Origin of the sequence: Alicyclobacillus dauci (genome assembly GCF_026651605.1) — a bacterium.
In the GTDB taxonomy this organism is placed as follows: Bacteria; Bacillota; Bacilli; order Alicyclobacillales; family Alicyclobacillaceae; genus Alicyclobacillus; species Alicyclobacillus dauci.
This window is the reverse complement of record NZ_CP104064.1, coordinates 3,601,210-3,618,597: the sequence shown is the minus strand read 5'-3', so window position 1 is coordinate 3,618,597 and position 17,388 is coordinate 3,601,210. Positions and strand designations below refer to the sequence as shown.

The following is a 17,388-nucleotide window of genomic DNA, read 5'->3' as shown; positions in this document are numbered from 1 at the left end:
ATGAAGACGATTTTCACCTCGTTTGACGACGTAGTTTCTGACATTCAAGATGGTGCGACCATCATGGTTGGCGGATTTGGCTTAGTGGGGATTCCGGAGAATTTAATCCTTGCCCTCGCACGCAAGGGTGTGAAGGACTTAACGGTTGTCTCGAACAACTGTGGGGTGGATGACTGGGGTTTGGGATTGCTTTTGAAGAATCGGCAAATCAAGAAGATCATTGCATCCTACGTGGGTGAAAACAAAGAGTTTGAACGCCAGTATCTCGCAGGCGAGGTGGAAGTCGAGCTGACACCGCAGGGGACTCTGGCAGAAAGAATCCGCGCGGGAGGAGCTGGTATTCCGGCATTCTACACACCGGCTGGGGTTGGAACACCGCTTGCCGACGGGCGCGAAATTCGCAGCTTTCACGGCAAGGATTACATCTTAGAAGAGTCCCTAACAGCTAACGTCTCGCTCATTCGTGCGACAACGGGTGACACGATGGGGAACCTCGTATACAACAAAACCGCTATGAACTTTAACCCAATCATGGCGATGGCCGGAAGAATCACTATCGCAGAGGTGGAAGAACTCGTTGAGGCGGGCGAGATCGATCCGACGCAGGTCCATACGCCTGGCATACTTGTGCAAAAATTGATTGTTGGGCGACAGGAGAAGCGGATCGAAAAGCGGACAACTCGCAAATGAATCTTGGGTTTCACCACGGAGCTTGTATACGTTTAGGAGGGAAAGAGGATGGCGGACGATAAGATGTCGGTTCGCGAGCGGATCGCGAAACGGGCTGAACGGGAAGTACAGGACGGATTTTACGTGAATTTGGGAATTGGGATCCCTACGTTGATCGCAAACTTTATCCCCGAGACGAAGCGTGTCGTATTACATTCGGAAAATGGAATGCTTGGCATTGGGCCGTATCCATTAGATGACGAGGTGGATCCAGACCTCATTAACGCCGGGAAAGAAACGGTCACGGCGGTGACGGGTGCGGCATTCTTCGATAGCGCGGACTCGTTCGCCATGATTCGCGGCGGACATATCGATCTCGCTGTTCTCGGAGGCATGGAAGTCTCGAAAGATGGAGACTTGGCGAATTGGATGATCCCAGGAAAGATGGTCAAGGGTATGGGTGGCGCTATGGATCTGGTTCACGGGGCGAAGCGAGTGGTCGTCATTATGGACCACGTGAACAAAACCGGTGAACCGAAAGTTCTCAACGAGTGCACTCTGCCCCTGACTGGCAAGCGGGTTGTTCAGCGCATTATTACGGACAGGGCCGTGATCGATGTCACGCCGGAAGGATTGCGTCTCGTGGAGGTCGCTACAGGGTACACCGTGGACGACATTCAAAAGGTTACACAACCAGAGCTTATCGTGGCGGACGATGTGCAGTTGGATGCGTATTGAAAAAAGTTGGCCAGGGGTGCCTGGCCAACGAGGACAGATATGTACTCGTCCGTGGGGACGACCATAACCTACTGGAAGGTGTTCGCCGTTTTTATCCCCACGGACGTATATCAAAGCCAATGGGATTGTATTTCAGAGGGTGGGATTCATCCGCGAAGAGCGTCCCAAAGGCTTGAGATACTATAGTCATTCCCGCACTTGAATGTCAGGTACAGTTGACATGAGCAATCAATGTTGATGGATCGCTCATGAACAAGTTTATGATTGTCTTGTTGTTTGGTGACGATGCCGAGATCGTATGAGTGAGACCGACATGATGGTAATGAAAATAAGTACGCACAGAACTGGAGCCATCCACTGTAGCAACGGGCTCCACGGGATGTTTTGGAAGACCGGGTCGTCGGCAAACATATTTCCTGCGATCCAAGCGATATAAGTCGATGCAATGTAGGTGATCCACGAGAATTTATCCATCAGGTTCGCAATAAAGTGACTCCCCACCACGAGAAACGGAATGGTGATGAGAAGACCAACCAGTAAAACACTCATTCTTCCGTTCGCAGCACCGAGCATCGCCATCGCATTGTCCAGCTCCATCCCTAGATCCGCGATGACAATTGTGCCGATTGCCTTAAGCAATCCCTCTGACTGAGCCTCGTTTTCTGGTTTCTCATTTTGCGCCGGTTTCATGCGATCCACTGCTAATTTGGCAGCAATCCACATGAGCAGAATTCCCGCGATACTTTTCAAGACAGGAAGTTTGATTACATATGAACCTACTGTAATAAATAGGATTAACAGTAGAATTGCCACAATGCTTCCAAACAGAATGGCCTTTTTTCTCAGTTTTCGAGGAAGCCTACCCGCAGCAATGGAGATTGCGAGCGCGTTATCTCCTGACAGGATAATGTTTATCAATGTAACGTTGCAAAGAAGAAAAAACCAGTTCAAGAATACTCACCTCATGGGTAGTCTGAGCCCGACGAACGCAAAAAAGGCGAGACGAACAGCCCAAAATCAGGACTGTAAGTCTCGCCCATGACCCATCTATCTTTCGGAATCATGTAAGACGCCGGGCTAATGCCGTACTGACGACGTTCTTTAACCGCAAATTATGATTTACGGTAGCTACTCCCTTACAAGCCAGTTGATACGCATGTGGTATCCAACCTGCCTAGGGTATGATAGATTGCTGCTGGAGATATGTCAAGCACACTGGTCACAGTAGTCACAATCAATGGTTCTTGGAACAACCGCGTTTTATGTATGTTCAACTGAGGCTGTTGATTCAGAGGAGACCGTCCAATCCCGAGACTGAGCGTAGTCTGGGACGGTGTAGCGAGCTTGCGATCAGGCACGCTTTCGTCCCAGGATCCCTCAGCTGGTTTGGCATCAAGAGGCTTGATTGACAAAGGTCGCTTTCACGATATCGTACAGTACCGCTCCGTTGAACTCAGTCACCTTAACGTTCAGTGTCACTCTTCTCCCCGTGACGTATTCGTAGAAGAACAAATCATTGGGGAAAATCCGAGAACTGTATTCTTGATCCGTGCACCAATCGACGAAATACAGCGTATCCCCACCCATTTCCACTTCCCGAACCCCAAGAATTAGGGCGTTTTCAATGTTTGTTTTCATGATATCGCTCCCTAATTGAAATGACTAAATATATATAAACATCGAAAGCGTGGATTATGTATGGGCAAACACCTAAATTATCTCCGGTCCATTGCGGACACACTCTATTTAGAGAGTGCATAACCACACTGCTGACGAGCAAAATAACGCCCGATGTGCCATAAACTATGTGGAGGGTGCTTATGCAAAACCAGCAGGTCATTGAGCAAACGCTTCAAAATTACGAACTGGCAAACGCTGCTCTTCTCGATGTATGGAATAACTTGACCGACGAGGAAATTGATATGGTGCTCGAGAAGCAACAAAACAGGCTGGAACAGATTGCAGAACGGGCATACTCGGAGGAAACGACCAGCGACGCGCAATCAGAGGCATTTCTAAACACGCTTGAGCGATTTGAAAACGCCAACCGACACTTATATGAACATTGGGACACCATCTCGTTCGATCAACGACTTGATTTACTCCAGAAGCAGTGGAATCGACTGCAGGAACTTCGGAACCGGGTCGTTCATTAATGATGTTTAGCCCGCTTCGGCGGGTTTTTCTTTTGACTTCACAGACGGACTGTTGCAAAAAAACCCCCGCCAATCATTCTGGCGGGGAGATAAGGGGTTTGTGCGTTTCCATCCATATAGACGATCCATACGCCGAATATGTTTCACCTTTTTCTGTCCCTATTTTGTGACTTCCTTGTTACTTGCATGTGTTACGTTCACAGCAGAACAATGAATACGCTTTCAAGACAGAGGGGGCAATCAAAGTGGGATCCTTAGTTTCGGCAAAGTGGAAATCTGCAGCCGCGGCAGTGGCTGCGCTTAGCCTGGTAGGTTGTGGCGTACAGGGTAACTCCGGCGGTGCTGCGAATAACTCGGCGGGATCGTCGTCTTCGTCGGCAAAACCGTTGAAGATTGGCGTTGTGACATCGTTGACGGGAGCCATAGCGGACTACGGTACTGAGTGGAAGCGAGGTTTCCAAATCGGGATGGATTACGCGACCAACGGAACAGATACAGTCGATGGGCGCAAAATTTCGGTGGTATGGAAAGATGACGCAGGAGACCCTAACCAGGCCGTAACGGCTGCCAAGGCACTGTTACAAAATGATAAGGTGGATATTCTCGCGGGATGCGCGAACAGTGCAAGTGCTATTGCCGTTGAGCCGCAAGCCCAAAAAGCGCACACCGTGTTTGTCGTCGGTCCAGCTGTTGCAGATACCATTACAGGAAAAAACTACAACAAGTACGTTTTCAAAGTTTCACCAAACTCTTACATGGAAGCGAAAGCGGCTGTTCTATCGATTCCTGAAAAAGGTGCAACCGTCGCCCAGCTAGCACCGAATTATGCGTTTGGCTGGGATTCCGTAAAGGCGTTTAAGACACTGGCGACACAGGCGCGACTCAAGGACACATTGGATGTTTACGCCGATCCGGCCGCGACAGACTTCACCCCGCAACTCGAGAAAATCCTTCAGGCGAAGCCAAAATATTTGTTTGTGACATGGGCTGGTGCCCCAGGACCCTGGAAGGCGATTCAAGACATGCAACTGCAAAAACAGGGTATCACCATCGTCACCGGCATTCCCAACATTGCTGCAATCCAAGCTCTTTTCCAAGGTTTTGAAGGCATGCGAGGATTTACAACATATTATAACACTCTGCCAAACACCCCTGCCAATGACTACCTAGTGAAGCAGGATAAAGCGAAGTTCAATACCGTTCCCGACCTGTTCGATCCCGATGGCATGGCCGCCGCGATCGCCATTGTTGACGGGCTCAAAAAGACCGGTGGCAAATCTGATGGGAACACGCTGTCACAGGCTATGGCAGGTATGTCGTTTGACGGGCCAAAAGGAACCTATACGTTCCGCAGTGAGGACCACCAGGCCTTGCAGGATCAATACAGTGTTGAGTTGCAGAAACAGAGCGGGGTCAACTACCCTGTACCCGTTCTCAAAGGCGTCATTTCGGCAGACCAAACAACCCCACCCATTCTCAATAAATAGGACATTTCGCATCAAGGATGAGATGGAATGGAGGGGACGGCGTGGCAGAGCTTACACTTGATCGGATCAGTGTCGGTTATGGCAAAACACGGATTATCAACGGCGTCACATTGGCGCTTCAAGACGGCGAGTTTGTCTCCCTCATTGGACCCAACGGAGCAGGTAAAACGACATTGTTGAACGGTATCAGCGGTCAACTTCCGATAGTGGAAGGCAGGCTCATCTATGGCGGGGTGGATATTACTCGTTGGCGTCCGGATAGGCGTGCGCGGGGGGGACTGGGGAGATCGTTTCAAACGACACACCTATTTCCTAATTTAACGGCACTGGAGAACGTGGCTTTAGCGGTGCAGGCCCATCGCCGAGTTCGCTTGCGCTCGCTGTTTTCAGCCATTCCAGCGACGGTTGACCAGACGAGTCGACACTACCTGGAGATGGTTCACCTGAGCGACGCCCTGCATCAGACGGCGCGATCGTTATCCCATGGTGACAAGCGCAAGCTCGAGTTCGCCATGCTCCTTGCCATTCAGCCGAAGATCCTTTTGCTTGACGAACCGACCGCCGGGATGAGCGTTTCAGAAGTGCCGGCCATTCTCGATCTCGTCGCCGAACTGAAAGTTACCGGCGATTACGCCATCATCCTGGTCGAGCACAAAATTGACGTTGTGATGCGTTTTTCTGATCGTATTGCCGTCCTCAATCACGGCGAGCTTCTGGCTGAGGGAACAATCGAAGACGTATTGGCAAACAAAGAGGTCGAACGAGCTTACCTAGGAGGGCACCATGGGGGCATTGCTTGAGTTGGAAAATGTGTACGCGGACATTGGTCAATTCCACATCCTGCAGGGGGTGTCCATGACCGTACCGGAGAACAGTGTCACGGTCATTCTGGGGAGAAACGGAGCAGGCAAGACGACGACGCTGCGCACGATCATGGGGTACGTGCACGCTCGAAGCGGGGCCATTCGCTTTCTGGGTCAATCCATCACCTCACTGCCGACCCACCAAATTGTCAGAGCAGGCATGTCTTATTTGCCAGAAGAAGGCCATGTGTTTGCAAACTTGACAGTCGAGGAAAATCTCCTCTTGGCAACGTCGAGGAGAGACAAACGGGTTCAAGAAAAACTGGAAAAGGTGTTTACTGTTTTTCCCGATTTAAAAGATGCTCTTCGTCGTCATGCAGGCACGTTGAGCGGCGGACAAAAGCAAATGCTCGGCATGGGGTGCCTATTATTGTCCGATAGTCCCCTGATGCTCATAGATGAACCCAGCAAAGGCCTGTCACCGAAAATGGTGGAGAAGCTTGTCGAGGTGATCCGCATGCTGCGAACGAGCACAACCGTTCTACTTGTGGAGCAAAACTTTTATCTGGCAAGTCAAGTAGGTGATAGTTTCACTATCATTGATGACGGTCAGACGGTTCTGCGGGGGACGATGAGTGAGTTCGTCCAGTCTGAAGAACTACAACAGCGGTATCTCGGATTGCACGTTGCAGAGGGAGGTTGGTAAGATGTCCGTGTTTGCGACACTGCTGATGAACGGCATCGCGAATGCCGCCCTCTATTTTCTCATGGCCGCCGGACTTACGCTGATTTTCGGATTGATGCGCGTCATCAATTTCGCCCACGGTGGCTTGTATTTGTGGGGCGGGTACATCGCCATGTTTCTCTACACTAGTACGCATAATTTTGTCGTTGCCCTCATTGGCGGATTCGTCGTCGGTGGTCTGCTTGGTTTTCTCATGGAACGTGGATTACTTGCGTCTGTTTACCGGGACGGCAATGGGCAATTGCTCATGACGATGGGGATCTTGGTCGTACTTTCGGAGCTCATCAAGGTTCCTTTTGGCCGCAACCCGCAAAGTTCGACTGTGCCACATGGCCTCAACCACTCCTGGATAGCGGGTCACGTCGTTATCGTCGGTTACAATGTTTTTATCATAATTGTCGGGATTCTCGTGTATCTAGCTCTACAAGTCACTTTGCACCGGAGTCGACTGGGCGTCATCATCCGTGCGGGTGTCGGCAATCCTGAATTGGTTGAAGCCCGCGGGATCCCCATCCGTCGTATCTTTACTCTCGTGTTTATTCTAGGTGCAGCACTAGCTGGATTTGCCGGTGCATTGGCTGGACCGTTCTTTGGTTCTGTGACACCGACGATGGGCATGGACATGCAACTCAACGCATTCATTATCGTCGTCCTCGGGGGACTTGGGAGCCTGAACGGATCGTTGATTGGAAGCTTGATGATAGGTATCGCAACGGCAGTGGTCAGTTACTTTCTCCCCACAGCTGCAATTCTAGTCAATGTTCTCTTGATGGCCGTGGTCCTGGTCATTCGACCCGAGGGCCTGTTTGGTGAGAAGGAGGGGGCCATGTGAAATCGCTCACGAGGTACGTCGCTGTTGCTATCCTTTTTGTCCTCCTGATGCTGGTTCCCATGGCCGCTGGCGGAGGCGGAACGACAGCCATTCTCGAGCAGATCTTTTGTTTTGGATTGTTCGCCATGTCATATGACCTGCTCATTGGTTACACAGGCATTGTTTCCTTTGGGCACGCTATATTCTTTGGAACCGGTGCATATGCGGTTGCCATTATCCTGGGGAAGACAGGCGGTACGACAGAAGGTTTGGTCATAGGGTTTCTTTGCGCTATCGTTCTTTCTATCGTACTCAGTCTCATCATTGCGTTTCTCTCGTTGCGGGTGAAGAGTGCATATTTCGCGATGATTACGTTGGCCGTGGGACAAATGTTCTTCGTACTGGCCGGATCGCAAGGCTTGCGAGGGCTGACGAATGCGAACGACGGCATTAGCGTAACGCTGCCCGATTGGCTCAACAACGACTTCTCCGCCTATTACTTTTGCTTTGTGTTACTGGTTGTATTAGGTGTGTGTTTACTTCGGTTTGTCCGCTCTCCAGTTGGACGTGTTCTTCAAGGAATCCGAGAGAACGAGCGAAGAACGTTGGAGCTGGGGCACCCAGTCTTTCGGTACAAGGTGATTGTCTGCGTGTTGTCTGGTGTGGCCGCTGCTATTGCCGGTGGAGCCTATGCTGTGGCTCAGTCGTTCGTCAGTACAGGTGTATACGACGTGTCGACCGTGAGTCTGAATGTGCTTCTTATGACGATCATCGGCGGTACGGGCACCTTGTTTGGAGGCCTCATCGGCGCGGCCATTATTCTCTTTGCGCAGACGGAGTTCTCAAACCTTGCCGCGGCGTATCCGATCTTTAACGAGTACATGATTGTGTTTGGGATTCTTTACATTGTCATTGTGCGGTTCGTCCCACGTGGCATTCTGGGGACATTCATACAATGGAGAGGGCGAGTAAGATGGGCGAGCCAACCAACATCGAAGAGCTCAAAGATTTGACAACAAACGGGATCGGCAAAGACCCGGACGCTGAACCTTTGGTTTATGACAATCCGAAAATCACCAAAGCCGTTCCGGGTTGGCAGTGGCGCGGAATGATTGAGAAAGCGAACGCTGTCATTCGCCTTCCACACCGGGACGTCTGGAACGGCAAACTCTTGATTGGCGCCACACCTGCTGTACGCAACGAATTCTCACTTGACCTGCTGCTCAGCGATATCGCTATCCAACATGGTTACGCTTATGCAGCCAGCGATAAAGCGACACCGATGCTCATCCTGCGGGATCCCGCGCGATCCATGGCGGAGTGGCCACAGGTCTACGTAAAATTGACTGAGTTTGCAGCCGATCTCGTCACGGAAACGTGCGGCGAGAGGCCAAATAAAACATACATCTCTGGTGTCAGCAACGGGGGATACCTCACTCGAATCATGCTTGAGCGTTATCCACTGCTGTACGACGGTGGAGTTGAGTGGGAAGGTGTATTTTGGGACCCAGAATCGCGGCATCTCATGACGACACTTCCAGTATGGGTGAAAGCGTATCCGGTGTATTGCAATTGGCGTGGGGACAGGACGGAGAAAGAGCGCTCCCAAGCGTATGAAAAGCTCGTGGACGCAGGTCTCAATCCGGGGTCAGCGTCCGTTTGGGACCAGTACTTCATGCTCTACTGGTTGGTCTCCTTGTGGTTGTATGGTCGGAACTTGGACCCGACTTGGGCGCCTTTTCAGGCGGAATGGTCGAATGACTGGTTGACCGATCCCGATCCAATTGCCAACTACCCCTGGAGCGAGCGTCGAGACATCGTTGGTGAGCGTATCCAGCCCATTGCCAATACCGGTCAGTTGACGAAGCCCCTCCTCTCTGTGGCAGGAAACTACGACTGTTTGACGCCTTATCGCTATCATGCTGATGCGTATGCGAAACTAGTGAACGCGACAGGGTCCGGTCAGCATCATCGCATGTACGAAATTAATCGAGGAAATCACGTCGACGGTTTGCTCCGGTCCAAGCTGGCCGGCCAACAGCCAGTGCAACCTTTCTATGAGGCTGCGCTGTATGCGCTAGAGGACTGGGTTGAGCGTGGCATCTTGCCACCCAAATCTGGACTGTATGACGACATCAACGAGTTCACGAAACGCAGAGATTTACTTTCCAGAACGATTTCTGGCGCTAAAATGGATTTGTAAGGAGTGATCTGATTGGAACTGTCATTACGTGATCGAACGGCGATCATCACGGGCGCTGCAAGCGGGATTGGGTTTGCCATCGCAGAACGGTTTGCACTGGCGGGAGCGAATGTTGTCCTTTCGGACATTCGCGAAGATGCGGCTGCAGAGGCGGCAGAACGCCTGGCGGCGCAAGGACTTCAGTCGAGTTCCTTTGCCGCCAATGCGAGCGACGAGTCAAACGTTCGCGATCTCGTTCAATTTGCCCATCAAACCTACAATTCGGTCGATATCGTCGTAAACAATGCGGGCATGCAATATGTATCTGCCATAGAAGACTTCCCGGTCGATAAGTTCAATCAGTTGATACAGTTGATGCTCGTTGGACCGTTTATCTCCATCAAGTACGCCTTTCCATACATGAAGGCGCAAAAATACGGTCGAATCATCAATACTGCGTCCATCAACGGCCTCATCGGGTTCGCTGGCAAGGCTGCATATAACTCGGCAAAACACGGTGTCATCGGACTCACGAAAGTGGCCGCCTTGGAAGGGGCGGAGCACGGCATTACCGTCAATGCCCTCTGTCCCGGATACGTGGACACGCCCTTGGTTCGCAATCAGTTGAAGGACCTCGCAGACAATCGCGGCGTGGCCATGGAACGTGTGTTGGATGATGTCATCTATTCCCTTGTGCCGCAGAAGAGGTTGCTTGGTGTCGACGAGATAGCGGACTACGCTCTATTTCTGGCCGCTGACACTGGGCGAGGGGTAACTGGGCAGGCAGTGGTTATCGACGGTGGCTACGTGGCGCAATAAAATGATGATCTAGCGAGCAGGGTGGTGATGCATGGACATGAGACGAAAACACGAGGCTGATGCACCTCGCATTCGCCGTACGTACGTTCCGAGGCCACGTATCTTGACGTTGATGTCAGAGATCATCGACTTTCCGGCGACCATGGTGAAAGCGGGCGCCGGTTACGGAAAAACGGTTGCCGTCAGCAGTTACGTCAGACAAAGTGGATTAAGTACGGTGTGGTTCACGCTTACGGAAGATGAACGGGATGCCACTCGATTTGTCTCACGGTTTGTCCATTCGGTTCTCCCAGACAACGTTTCGGCCGGAGAAATCGAAGACGTCGTCACGGCTTCGTTCCATCCGCTGACTTGGCTTGCGTCAGCTGAGGCTGCCGCGGAATTGATTTCTACATATACCCATGACGAGTTGATTATCGTTATTGACGACTTCCACATCGTGGATGACGACATGGTCATTTTATCGTGGATTGACCGCTGGCTGCGTCACCTCCCTGTGAATCTCCATGTCGTGTTTGTCTCTCGGACGGAGCCCATGTTGCCCTATTTACAAATGTTACGCGTTCGTGGAGACGTGTTGATCATTCGGGAACGCGAGTTGGCGTTTACGGAAGACGAGATCGGCTTCTTATTTCAGCATGGGACTGTGGACAGAGGTGCGGAGGTTCGATTGGATCGGGCGCAGATTACGTGGTTACTGGAACGGACGGGTGGGATGGCCATGGTCCTCTTCCTTCTCCTTCGAGAGTGGCGAGGTCAACCGTCGTTTGCCAAGGTGAAACGGGCACTGGACTCCGGGACGTCCCTCCATGATCAAATTGGCGAATTGTTTCTTGTCAATCTTCCGTCCGACTTTCAGACCTTTCTTCGCTTGTCCTCTGTTCTCACAGGTTTATCTCCGGAACTCTGTGATGCAGTTTTGGAGCGAACGGACAGCGGCCAGATGCTTCTCGAAAGCGAACGCAAGGGATACCTCTTGCGCGACGACAGCGGTACGAATTACGCTCTTCACCCACTCGTGCGCGAGTACCTGGCGACGACCGTGTCAAGGGAAGAGACGCACCAACTGCTGTGGCGTGCTGTGAACTGGTACTTGGAAAATGGTGAAACGAGTCGGGCTATCGGTTATTTGTTTTTGCTTCACGATGACGATGTGATCGCGATGGAGATCATCAAGTATATCCCGGACTATTTGGCTCGCGGTCAATTATCGACGGTTCGCGGCTGGCTTGATAGGTTGGCGCCCGACATGGTTGGTCGCAGACCACAGCTTCTCTACTTCAAGGCTGAAATTGCCCGCTTGACGAGTGATTTTGCAGAGTCGCTCGCCACCTACGATAAAGTGCTGAAATGTGCCAAGCAACTAGATGATAGACAAATGTGTGCTTATGCAGAGTACGGTAAGGCGCGGTTGTATCTGGACACGATCCAGCCGGCGCTGGCAGCAGAGCATATTCGCCGCTCCCGGTGGTTTGCACCGCGGCAGGACAGGTTACTACGGGCGGCCATCATTCAACTCGCCTTTGAAAACGCTATCAACTTGGGGCGAATGGCCACCGCCCGGCGGTTACAGACTGTACTAGCCAACCTTGAAGGGGCCGAATTGGCGGATGACAACACCGATGTTCGGTTTCTACTCCGAACGGGTCAAGTGAAGCAGGCAATCCTTGCCTTGCGACCACGAGTGAACGGCGACAAGGTGGATGGCCGAACAGCCCTGGCCCACCGTGAGGCAACGCTCCTACTATCGCTCATGTATTCATTTTCCGGCGAAGCGGACAAGGCGAAAGAACAGGCTCTGAAAGGACACTCTGTCGGCGCGTTCCTGCACAATCCGTTTGTTCGCGCCGTGGGTTATATTCGTTTGGGGCATGCTGAGCACTTGCAGAATCCGCTGGAGGACAACGCACTTCAATCGTACCAACGTGCCATTGAACTGATGGATGAGATGAACATCCCAAGGGGGAAGTCGGAGGCCCTGCTTGGGATGTGCGTTGCGCACGGTTATCGCGGCGAAATGGGGCTTGCGAAATTTTATGCGGAGCAGGGAATGGCTGTGGCCGGGATCGCCGGAGACATTTGGATGGCGAATCTGGTACGGCTTGGCTATGGTGAAGTCTGCGTTGTGAACCATTCGGCCCGTGAGGCCGTTCCTGTTTTGCAGCGTGCCAAAAGCGATTTCAAACGGAGCGAAGACAAGTTTCTCGAAACGGCGGCAACAATTTGGCTGGCCGTGGCGTTGTATCAATTGGACCTCCCAGAATTTCAAGAAACGCTGGCAGAAGCGTTGCAAATGGCCCAGGCAGGAGATTTTTCCATGCTGTTTCTGAACCCTTCGCTTTGTGGAGTCAAGGACGTACAGATGCTCGTTCCATTGCTGCAGGCTCACGTTTCCCGTGGCCGTGACGGGGCTCTGGACGCCGAGCGGTTCTTGCGCCAACTTGGGATGCGGGACATTCAACATGCGCCCGGGTTTACGCTTCGCGTGCAGACTTTAGGGGCATTTCGCGTCTGGCGAGGCTACACGGAAATCACGAGACGCGAGTGGCAGCGGGAAAAGGCGAGACAGCTCTTCCAATTCCTCGTCACATACAGAGGTCAGATGTTCCATCGGGACGAGATTTGCGAGCGTTTATGGTCAGATGTCGACACGGACGTGTCCAGCCGCGATTTCAAAGTCGCACTAAATGTCCTTTCCGCAGCACTTGAGCCCAACAAAACCTCTCGCGGCACGACGATCTTTATCGCTCGAGAAGGAAGTTTTTATGGACTGACGACATCGGATATGGTGTCTGTCGATCGCGACTTGTTCATCCAAGCGGTCCACGACAGCAAGGGAGATCATTCACCCGAACAACGGCAAGCAAAGCTGAAAGCCGCCATGGAGCTGTATCGTGGAGATTACCTGCCGGAAGCACAGTATGAACCCTGGTGTGAAGGAGAGCGTGAGAAGCTGCGAGGTTTGTACTTACAGACTGCGACAGAATATGCGGAAGGGGCTCTCGCGGAACAAGACTATGAGGAAGTGATTTCTGTGTGTGATCGAATGCTCCGCATGGAACCTACGTGGGAGACGGCATATGTCTATCAAATGACGGCGTACGGGGCTCTGCAAAACCGTGCAATGGTCATCCAGGTGTACAGAACCTGTGAGCGGGTGTTGCAACAGGAACTCGGCGTCGGTCCACTCCGCTCCACGCAAAACCTCTATGATTCGCTCATCGAAGGTACCCGAATATCTGGGTAACCATCGGACAGGCGGCGACAGCTTTCGACCGTGCCTCCTGTCCGGGGTTATCTGTTTGTCTACCATTACGCCCACAACGATCAGAGAAGGGCCGCTGCCGCCTCGTCTAGGATAAGCGTAACGTTCGGATGCACCTGGAGAAAACTGGCCGGCAGACTCGTGCTAATATCACCCCGGACCGAATCGCGCACCGCTTGTGCCTTCTTCTCTCCGAAAGCGAGCAAGAGAATTTGCTTCGCCAGCAAAATCGATTGCAGTCCTACGGTAATCGCTTTGGTTGGCACGCTCTCCGTATCCTCAAAAAATCGCGCGTTTTCGCGAATGGTCTCTTCTGTTAACTCCACGACGTGTGTATTCGACTTGAGCCCACTCGCTGGTTCGTTAAATCCAATGTGTCCGTTGACTCCAATGCCGAGCAGTTGAAGATCCACTGGATTGGACCGAATGATTACATCGTAGTCTGCGCATGCTTTCTCTAAGTCAGTTGCGTTGCCAGAGGGCACATAAGTCCGCGCAGGGTCTACGTCAACGTGGCGGAACAAATTTTCATTCATGAACGCACGATAGCTGTTGGGGTGCTCCGGTGATAGTCCGATATATTCATCTAGATTGATTGTTGTCACGTGCGCAAAACTTAACCCGCGTTTGTGAAAGTCCACGAGTTGACGGTATACCGGGGTCATCGTCCCTCCTGTAGCCAACCCTAGAACAGGGGATTCCAGACGGGTCATTGTCGCCTCAATCAGTGCAGCAGCGTAAATGGATGCGCCAAGTTGATCTGGGAAAACTCGAATGTTCATGTATTCAATCACCTTTCGAAACCCAAACGTGGTTATTCATATATCATCACGTTACTATTCAATCACATTATCATCTAAAACGAAAGCATTCGACCACAGATCGAAAACCGGTAGCGGACACAAGTCTTTCGAAACCCCGCAAATGGGTGTTACAATACACTAACAGGTCCATGATCATTGGTGGTGAAGAGATGCTTGCTCCGGAACGGCGGAAGAAAATAGTTGGTTATATCCAAGAGCGCGGCGAAGTGCGGATTGATGAGTTGAAATCCCGATTCGGCGTGAGTGAAGTCACCTTGCGGCGCGATCTCGACATTCTCGAAAGCGAATACGTCATCCGTCGAGTGCGTGGCGGAGCCGTATATAATCAAGATCCTCCTCTGGAGATGCTCTTTCAGGAGAAGATGGAGCTATATATAAACGAAAAAAAGCAGATCGCGAGAGCCGCAGCCGATCTCGTCGGCGACGGGCAAGTTGTCATGCTCAGCCCTGGGACAACAACAACCCTTGTGGCCCGGGAACTGGTTGACAAGCAATCTCTTACAGTCGTTACCTCGGCTATTAACATTGCAGCAGAGTTGGCTGGGCGGGAAAACATTACCCTTGTTACAATCGGGGGAATTGTGAGAAGCGGCTCATACGCAGCGGTGGGGCACATGGCGGACGAAGCCATCGCACAAATTAATGCCGATTATGCATTTGTCAGCGTAGATGGCGTAGATGTTTCGTCTGGGTTTACCACGCCAAATCTCCTTGAGAGCCGGACGAATATCATGATGTTGAAGTCTGCGACCAAGACAGTCATTGTGACGGACCACAGTAAACTGGGCCGAGTGGCCATGTCCTCTGTTGCCAGGTTGGATGAGGTTTCCCTGTTTATAACTGATGACCACGCCTCACCAGATTATGTTGCGTCGTTGCGGGCTCACGGGTGCAATGTAATGGTCGCGGGTCACGATGACGAAACGGTATAGACGGATGTAAATGGAGACTAGAGTGACAGGTCGACCGTTCGACCTGTCACTTTTCTATGAGGTCACTCTAATTTCCAGCTATGAGATTAAAGTGTCGCAGCGCATGTACTGCACCGTCATCCCATACGGTTGCGGTAACATAATTGGCAGCCCTCTTCAACGATTCACAGGCATTTCCCATCGCGATCCCAATGTTTGCAGTTTCGATCATTTCAACATCGTTTGGTCCATCTCCAATCGCAATGGAATCGGCGATGTCAATGGAAAGATGTTTTAAAACCCTAGTCATGGCGATAGCTTTAGAGTTTTCTATAGGGTTTACGTTTGTTGCGTTTTTGTGGATATGCCACGAGTAAAAATGCAGGTCACGTTGAAATTCCTCTACATAATGATGGACTTGTTCCGACTTACCTATCAGTTCTATCTGGTATATGTCGTGAGTCTTCCAATAATCGGGGTCTACAAGAGGAGCGACTCTCGTGAATAATTCTTGGATAGATGACCAAGTAGATTCATTTCTTTCGGTTGTGAAATAGCCGTCGATACCTGGAAAAACAAGTGAGTGGTTAAGTTGCGCGGACATTTGAACCATTTTTTCTATAATCGCCTTGTCAATAGGGCGATTATAAATGATCTCACCATCGTGGAATGCGAGTCCACCGTTGAACGCGATGTACGTATGAATGGAAAGTTCTTCCGCCACAGGTTGAATGGCGAACGGGGGTCTGCCTGAAACTAATATTGGAGTGACTCCGTTCGCGTGCAGTTCATCGATTGCAGCTTTGACTGAATCGGAAACTCTTTCTGTATTGGGTGAAATGATTGTCCCATCGATATTGAAGAACATAGCCTTCATAGATTTCCCTCCCATGATTTCATCTTCAGGTCGCCTTGATAACTGTACCATTTTCGCAACAAACCGCTGTTACCAAAAAAATTTTTAAGAAAAGGCTTTCACTTTTCCACGGTTATATGATACATTACAATCAATCAAAATACAGTATTTTGTACGTTGGGGGTGTGAATGTCGGAAGAGATACTTTTCAGCAAGAACGGAATCGCAGTCACCAAGATTGCAAGGGAATTACTAACCTATAAGATTGGGGCGCGAATCCCGAGGATTCAAGATTTTGCCCAGAAATGTGAGGTTGGACGGGGAACAGTTCAAAGTGCGATTCAGTTGTTGGCGGACGCACAGGCTGTTCGTCTCGAGTCACGGGGCCACTTGGGTACGTACTTGTTGGAGTTGGACTTCGTAAAACTTTGGGAATTTGCAGGGATGTCTACGTTGATGGGTGCAATGCCACTTCCGTACTCACGCAGAAACGAAGGATTGGCGACGGGTTTATACGCGGTCTTTGAGAGACGCAATATTCCGTTCCATTTGTCCTACATGCGGGGAGGAACGAACCGCATTAAAGCCCTTGTGGGCGGACGCTACGACTTAGTCGTCATGTCGAAACGGGCAGCGGACTTGGCAGCGGCCGAATACGAAGTCAGTATCCTGCACTCATTTGGCCCGATCACATACGTTGGTGCTCATGCATTACTGGTCCGTAACGAAGACGACAAAGTCATTCGCAAAGGCATGAAAGTGGGGATCGACGTGTCATCGTTCGATCAGAAAACCCTTACTTACGAACTTTGCCAAGACAAGGATGTCGAGTATGTCCATTTGCCGTATATGCAAATTCTCGATGAACTAGCAAATGGGACGATTGACGCTGCAGTTTGGAACAGTGATGAAGTGGAGCACCGCTTCGGCAAAGCCGGTCCAATTTATATGTATCCGTTGCATGTTAACGAGGACGACGCCACCGAGGCAGCTATTGTGGTTCGGAAAGCGGATTACGAGATATTCGCCAATCTGATTGAACAGCTAGATTTACAACAAATTAATCGGATTCAGGACGAGGTTCTAGCCGGTTCACGAGTTCCGAGATACTAGTAAAACCAT

At 51.1% G+C, this 17,388-nt stretch carries 17 protein-coding genes; 13 read left to right on the top strand and 4 right to left on the bottom strand.

Annotation, left to right across the window (positions count from 1 at the left end; translation table 11 throughout):
* Together NZD86_RS18310 and NZD86_RS18305 are read left to right on the top strand one after the other, a co-directional pair.
* Positions 1-690, top strand: coding sequence for a CoA transferase subunit A (locus tag NZD86_RS18310; protein WP_268043501.1), 690 nt, complete (start codon positions 1-3; stop codon positions 688-690).
* Between the two features lie 48 nt (positions 691-738).
* Entirely contained in the window at positions 739-1,407 is a 669-nt protein-coding gene (locus tag NZD86_RS18305; protein ID WP_268043500.1) for a 3-oxoacid CoA-transferase subunit B, read from the top strand.
* Between the two features lie 258 nt (positions 1,408-1,665).
* On the opposite strand, the gene NZD86_RS18300 is transcribed toward NZD86_RS18305, so the two are convergent.
* Together NZD86_RS18300 and NZD86_RS18295 are read right to left on the bottom strand one after the other, a co-directional pair.
* Entirely contained in the window at positions 1,666-2,358 is a 693-nt protein-coding gene (locus NZD86_RS18300; RefSeq protein WP_268043499.1) for a YjbE family putative metal transport protein, read from the bottom strand.
* 441 nt (positions 2,359-2,799) lie between these two features.
* Positions 2,800-3,045, bottom strand: coding sequence for a hypothetical protein (locus NZD86_RS18295; RefSeq protein WP_268043498.1), 246 nt, complete (start codon positions 3,043-3,045; stop codon positions 2,800-2,802).
* Positions 3,046-3,227: 182 nt separating this feature from the next.
* On the opposite strand from NZD86_RS18295, the gene NZD86_RS18290 reads away from it, so the two are divergent.
* The 9 genes from NZD86_RS18290 to NZD86_RS18250 all read left to right on the top strand — a co-directional run bounded on the left by NZD86_RS18290 (position 3,228) and on the right by NZD86_RS18250 (position 13,657).
* Complete coding sequence (locus NZD86_RS18290; RefSeq protein ID WP_268043497.1) at positions 3,228-3,563, top strand: hypothetical protein; 336 nt, start codon at positions 3,228-3,230, stop codon at positions 3,561-3,563.
* 245 nt (positions 3,564-3,808) lie between these two features.
* Entirely contained in the window at positions 3,809-5,050 is a 1,242-nt protein-coding gene (locus NZD86_RS18285; protein WP_268043496.1) for a substrate-binding domain-containing protein, read from the top strand.
* A gap of 41 nt (positions 5,051-5,091) precedes the next feature.
* Complete coding sequence (locus NZD86_RS18280) at positions 5,092-5,850, top strand: ABC transporter ATP-binding protein (RefSeq protein WP_268043495.1); 759 nt, start codon at positions 5,092-5,094, stop codon at positions 5,848-5,850.
* Positions 5,834-6,559 (top strand): ABC transporter ATP-binding protein, encoded by a 726-nt coding sequence (locus NZD86_RS18275; protein ID WP_268043494.1) that lies wholly within the window; start codon positions 5,834-5,836, stop codon positions 6,557-6,559. Before NZD86_RS18280 ends, NZD86_RS18275 begins: the two co-directional genes overlap by 17 nt.
* Positions 6,489-7,430: a branched-chain amino acid ABC transporter permease gene (locus NZD86_RS18270; RefSeq protein WP_268043493.1), complete on the top strand. Its 942-nt coding sequence runs from the start codon at positions 6,489-6,491 to the stop codon at positions 7,428-7,430. The genes NZD86_RS18275 and NZD86_RS18270 overlap by 71 nt, the downstream gene beginning before the upstream one ends.
* Positions 7,427-8,422 carry a branched-chain amino acid ABC transporter permease gene (locus NZD86_RS18265; RefSeq protein ID WP_268043492.1) on the top strand — a complete coding sequence of 332 codons (996 nt, stop codon included), beginning with the start codon at positions 7,427-7,429 and terminating at the stop codon, positions 8,420-8,422. The genes NZD86_RS18270 and NZD86_RS18265 overlap by 4 nt, the downstream gene beginning before the upstream one ends.
* A complete protein-coding gene (locus NZD86_RS18260) occupies positions 8,383-9,612 on the top strand; it encodes an alpha/beta hydrolase family protein (protein WP_268043490.1) in 1,230 nt (409 codons plus the stop codon). Before NZD86_RS18265 ends, NZD86_RS18260 begins: the two co-directional genes overlap by 40 nt.
* Positions 9,613-9,624: 12 nt before the next feature.
* Positions 9,625-10,410: a 3-hydroxybutyrate dehydrogenase gene (locus tag NZD86_RS18255; RefSeq protein ID WP_268043489.1), complete on the top strand. Its 786-nt coding sequence runs from the start codon at positions 9,625-9,627 to the stop codon at positions 10,408-10,410.
* A gap of 31 nt (positions 10,411-10,441) precedes the next feature.
* On the top strand, positions 10,442-13,657 hold the full coding sequence (locus NZD86_RS18250) for a BTAD domain-containing putative transcriptional regulator (RefSeq protein WP_268043488.1): 3,216 nt from the start codon (positions 10,442-10,444) through the stop codon (positions 13,655-13,657).
* A gap of 80 nt (positions 13,658-13,737) precedes the next feature.
* Here NZD86_RS18250 and nagB read toward each other — a convergent pair whose 3' ends face one another.
* Positions 13,738-14,457 carry a glucosamine-6-phosphate deaminase gene (gene nagB, locus NZD86_RS18245; protein ID WP_268043480.1) on the bottom strand — a complete coding sequence of 240 codons (720 nt, stop codon included), beginning with the start codon at positions 14,455-14,457 and terminating at the stop codon, positions 13,738-13,740.
* Positions 14,458-14,648: 191 nt separating this feature from the next.
* Here nagB and NZD86_RS18240 point away from each other — a divergent pair, with 191 nt between their 5' ends.
* A complete protein-coding gene (locus NZD86_RS18240) occupies positions 14,649-15,431 on the top strand; it encodes a DeoR/GlpR family DNA-binding transcription regulator (RefSeq protein ID WP_268043479.1) in 783 nt (260 codons plus the stop codon).
* A gap of 67 nt (positions 15,432-15,498) precedes the next feature.
* Here NZD86_RS18240 and NZD86_RS18235 read toward each other — a convergent pair whose 3' ends face one another.
* Positions 15,499-16,287: a Cof-type HAD-IIB family hydrolase gene (locus tag NZD86_RS18235; RefSeq protein WP_268043478.1), complete on the bottom strand. Its 789-nt coding sequence runs from the start codon at positions 16,285-16,287 to the stop codon at positions 15,499-15,501.
* 168 nt (positions 16,288-16,455) lie between these two features.
* Between NZD86_RS18235 and yhfZ the strand changes: the two genes are divergently transcribed.
* The gene (yhfZ, locus tag NZD86_RS18230; protein ID WP_268043476.1) at positions 16,456-17,379 is read left to right on the top strand and encodes a GntR family transcriptional regulator YhfZ; all 924 of its coding nucleotides are present in this window, start codon (positions 16,456-16,458) and stop codon (positions 17,377-17,379) included.
* Positions 17,380-17,388 lie beyond the last annotated feature (9 nt).